The 4,191-nt window shown below is 63.5% G+C and carries 4 protein-coding genes; 2 read left to right on the top strand and 2 right to left on the bottom strand.

The window, feature by feature from the left end:
* Positions 1 to 714: polysaccharide pyruvyl transferase family protein (locus ACLP9N_RS32040; protein WP_442411156.1), on the bottom strand; the 714-nt coding region annotated here is incomplete at its 3' end.
* A 523-nt stretch (positions 715 to 1,237) separates the two neighbouring features.
* Between ACLP9N_RS32040 and ACLP9N_RS32035 the strand changes: the two genes are divergently transcribed.
* Positions 1,238 to 1,996: a GAP family protein gene (locus ACLP9N_RS32035; RefSeq protein ID WP_442411155.1), complete on the top strand. Its 759-nt coding sequence runs from the start codon at positions 1,238 to 1,240 to the stop codon at positions 1,994 to 1,996.
* 19 nt (positions 1,997 to 2,015) lie between these two features.
* Here ACLP9N_RS32035 and ACLP9N_RS32030 read toward each other — a convergent pair whose 3' ends face one another.
* Positions 2,016 to 3,353, bottom strand: a complete 1,338-nt coding sequence (locus ACLP9N_RS32030; RefSeq protein ID WP_442411154.1) for a hypothetical protein — start codon at positions 3,351 to 3,353, stop codon at positions 2,016 to 2,018.
* A 129-nt stretch (positions 3,354 to 3,482) separates the two neighbouring features.
* Between ACLP9N_RS32030 and ACLP9N_RS32025 the strand changes: the two genes are divergently transcribed.
* A partial coding sequence (locus tag ACLP9N_RS32025; protein WP_442411153.1) for an AMP-binding protein occupies positions 3,483 to 4,191 on the top strand: 709 nt, incomplete at its 3' end.

The following is a 4,191-nucleotide window of genomic DNA, read 5'->3' as shown; positions in this document are numbered from 1 at the left end:
GCCGGCGTCCGCTGGGAAAACAATCTCTGCGGCCACATCCCGGAGCGCCACTTTCGTCCACCGCTCGTCGTCCGGGTTCATGAGGATCCCAGCGAACCGGTGGCCTTCCGACGACAGAAGCTTCATTGCGCCAGAAATCTCGTCGGCCAACCTGGCTGGATCGTGCCCCCAAAGATCGTCGCCAAAACCTAGGTTTACCCCTATCAGGTCATCTTCTGGCGCTACATCGGGTCGTGGGAGGAGAAGTGCCGGGTCGCCCGATACCTCCACATCCAGCCCTATCCCGGAGAGAAGTTCAGCGCTTCTCGGCCCCCGCACCGAGAGCGCCCGAAACTCCGAAAGTATTGGTGCCCATCGCTTCAGCTCGTCTTTTCCCGAGCCGCTATTGCGTCCGGTGAACACGGGGTCTTCGACACCGACACCGATCGCGTAGGTTCCATTGTCTCGTGTGCGCGCCACGCCGCGTTTGACCAGCCGTCTCCAGAATCGCCTTCCAACGAGCGTGCCGCCACCCAGCACTTGGGTGCTGTGCCGCAGCGAGCGATTCAAACCTGTTTCAAAGGCACGGATCATCTCGTTTGGAAGGCACGGCATATCGACAAACGTTGCTCCAGGGAGCTGCGACCGGACCGCGTCGTAGATCGCGTCATCGCCGAGATTGCTCCTGCCGTGCCAACCCAGATAGGCAACAAGGGGGGCCTCAGTGCCCGTCATGTCGCGGCTCCACATGCAACCACACGGTACGGGCCTCGGCCTTGCCGTCGCGCTTGGCGGCAGCCAGATTGTGCATCGGAACGACAACCGTCACAGCGTCTCGATCGGTTGCCGGGCTAGGGCTCATGTGAAGACTTTCTGGCGGTCGGCGATGGTTGGTCTCGACCTGAGCCTCGACCATCGTGGATTGTCGCAGAGGCTCTGATGGGCAAAGTGCCTTTTCAGTCGGGATCGTTAGGTAAGGAAGCACTTACTTGGCCCGCGCCATGGACTCGAGCTGATCGCGGCAGGTCCCGACGCGAACCGCCTGATTCTGGGCGTGCCGTCGCCGTTGATCCGCCCCCATCAAAACCCTACTTGAATGGGCAATTAGCGAAGAAAGCACAGGACATGCCGCGACGCGAAGCTCGTCTGCCGAAGGCGAATGTCCCCTTGTCGAGACGGGTGGCCAGTGACAGATTCACGGCCGCTAGTTCGACGGTTACGCCGCGGGGCACGCGCCGGCAGAGTAGCATCGCCACAAATGTGGATCTACGTGTTGTACATGGGATTCGCGCTGGCGCTTGACCCCTTCCGCCTGGGATTTGCCCTGGTCTTGACGTCCCGGCGTCGCCCCATGCTGAACCTGTTCGCTTTCTGGCTGGGCGGCATGGCGGCGGGTCTCGGCCTTGCAATGTTCGGGCTGCTACTGTTGCGCGACTTCACGCAAGGGGCTCTCAAAAACGCGATGTCGGTCATCGATCATGTGAGGTCCTCGGTCGTGATCTTCACGGGCGGGCGCCTTCAGATCACCTTCGGCGTGCTCTTGCTGCTCGCCCTGGTCATCATCAAGGTCCGCGAGCGGGCCCGCGTGGAGAAACGCGTTGTGGTGGGCAGCGGCGGCTTGTCGGAAGTGGTGCACCAACCGCCTGCATCGGGAGGCCTATTCGCGTGGTTCGCCACCCGCACGGAGAACATGCTGAAGTCCGACTTGATCTGGCCCGTGTTCGTGGCCGGTGCCGCGTCGGCGATCCCGCCCGTGGATGGTGTGGCCATGCTGGCCGTCATCATTGCGTCGCGCGCTGACCTCGGGACGCAGTTCAGCGCATTCCTCGTCTTCGTCCTGATCATGCTTGCAATCGTCGAGATTCCGCTGATCAGTTATTTGGTGTGGCCGGAAAAGACCATAGGGCTGGTGCAGCAGGTGCAAAACTGGATACAGGCCCACCTTCGGCAGATCATGCAGACATTACTGACCATGGGCGGGCTCACCGCCCTGGTCCAGGGAGTGGCCAGTCTCTGAGCCGAGCAGCTCGGGGTGACTACCCCTGGATCTCTGCGGTCAGACCGAATTCGGCGAAGGTGTGTAATGCGTCCTGCCGCAGCGCCTCTTGCGAGTTTGCCCGGTCGGCAAGGTACGCATTGATCGAGATCCACACTCTTGTGCGGCTCCGCGCCGAGACCACGAACAGCTGCCCACCCATGCGCTCGAGGGTGCGCTTGCTGATGCCGGGCTCGATCAAGCGCCCGCCGCTGCAGTCTGCCTCGCTGCCATCCGGGCGGTTCACCGCTGGATGCTGCTGACCGAGATTGGAGCAACCGATCGGAAGAGCGGCAGCGCCCAGACCCATGCCCGCCGCCCTGCGCGCCACCCACGTGGGAGTCATCGGCGTCAGTGGCAGCGGTGCCAACAACTCCTCGGTGACCTCCGCCAACTCGGCGAATGCATGCTTGAACTTCAGACGAACTTCGCCGAGATCCGACGCCAAGTTCGTCGGGTCGACAGCAACGGTGGGGAACACCAACGCGTTTCCGCGCGTATCGTCCTCGGTCCGTTCGCTGATCGGAAAGGACAATGTGACTGTTCCGTCGGGACTAACGCGTCGCATCCGCACGCCGAGTCGGCCGGCGAACCCAGCGAACAGTGTAAAGCTATTTCCGCCAATACGTTCCGCGCAGGCGTCCCATTCCGCCACGTCGACGTAAGCGGTCACGGTAGGCACCGCGACGGGCAAATCGTCGCCGGCCACTCGCGGCGAAGGCGGCGCCGAACCGATTGACGCGGCGACGTCCTTGCGTCTTTTTCGGGCGACGCGCGCGGTCCCTCTGAGCGCACGTGCCAGCTCAGGTGTCGATGCGATCGTTTGCCAGGCGTCCTGAAGCACAGCGCGCCCGCGGTTGCGCGAGCCGGGTTCTGGATAGCCCAGGTAGCGAGTCCTGCCCGTGGCCGCATCCGTGACCGCCACCAGGAACCCCTGCCCATCGGCGACGGTGTGCGAAGCCACCAGGGTGACCGCGGTCCCGCCGTCCTCGAGCGGAAGCACTCCCAGATGCCAGCTGGGCCCGTATTCCGGATCGAGAGGCAGGCACGCCCGCTCATAGGTCCACGCACTTACTTCGGCACGCGGACGCGGTCTTTCAGCGATATCGATGTCCTCGGGCCCCCGGAAGACGACCCATCTATCACGCGCGAAAGGCAGCGGAGACCGTTCGACTCGTCGCCCCAACAAACCGTACCCAAGGTTTCGGTGGAACCGGCGCAACCCGTCGATATCCGCAGGGCGGTCATATATCCAGAAGTACTGCACCAGCGCCCCATAGCCGAGCGCCCGCAGACCGAGAAAGGACGCCTGGTCCATGTGTGCCAGTCGATTGTCCACCGCGCATACGGTAGCTGATTCGCGCTCCGACGTGCAGCGCTTTGGGTTCGGGGCGCCGCTGCGACAACGCGCTGGTCCGGTCGTAACGCGCCGTTCCTGGCTGGAAACGCCAACGACGAAGGTATTCTGATGTCCGTGGTTGAGACTTCGATTCCTGCCGTGCTGCGCGAACGCGCCAGCTTGCAGCCCAACGATCCGGCGTTCACATATCTGGACTACGACCACGATTGGGACGGCGTGGCGACCACCCTGACGTGGTCGCAGTTGTATCGGCGAGTGCTGAACCTCGGCGAGCAGCTCCGGCTCCGCGGGTCGACCGGTGATCGGGCGCTGATCCTGGCGCCGCAGGGACTCGACTACGTCGTTGGTTTTCTTGGCACGCTTCAGGCCGGACTCGTCGCGGTCCCGCTTTCGGTGCCCTATGGCGGCGCCCACGACGAGCGCACGATTTCGGTGCTGGCCGATACTTCGCCCGCTGTCGTCCTGACGACATCGGCGGTGATCGACAACGTCCACGGGGCCGTGCAGCCGCAGCAGGGCCAACCCGCACCATCGATCGTCGAAGTCGATCTGCTGGATCTGGACGTCCGATCCAGACCGGCCGGGCCGAGGCCTCGCAGGACGGGCGACGACCGGCCCGACTTCATCTATTTGCAGTACACTTCGGGCTCCACGCGCACGCCGGCCGGTGTGATGGTCTCGAACAGGAATGTCTTCGCCAATTTCGAGCAGATCGTGAGCGACTTCTTCGGGCCCGAGGGCCGGGTCCCGCCGTCGGACCTCAATGTGGTGTCCTGGTTGCCGCTCTACCACGACATGGGTCTTCTGATCGGAGTCA

Source organism: Mycobacterium sp., assembly GCF_052144515.1.
Lineage (GTDB): Bacteria > Actinomycetota > Actinomycetes > Mycobacteriales > Mycobacteriaceae > Mycobacterium.
The sequence above is the reverse complement of the archived record's forward strand: the minus strand, read 5'-3'. Positions and strand labels throughout refer to the sequence as shown.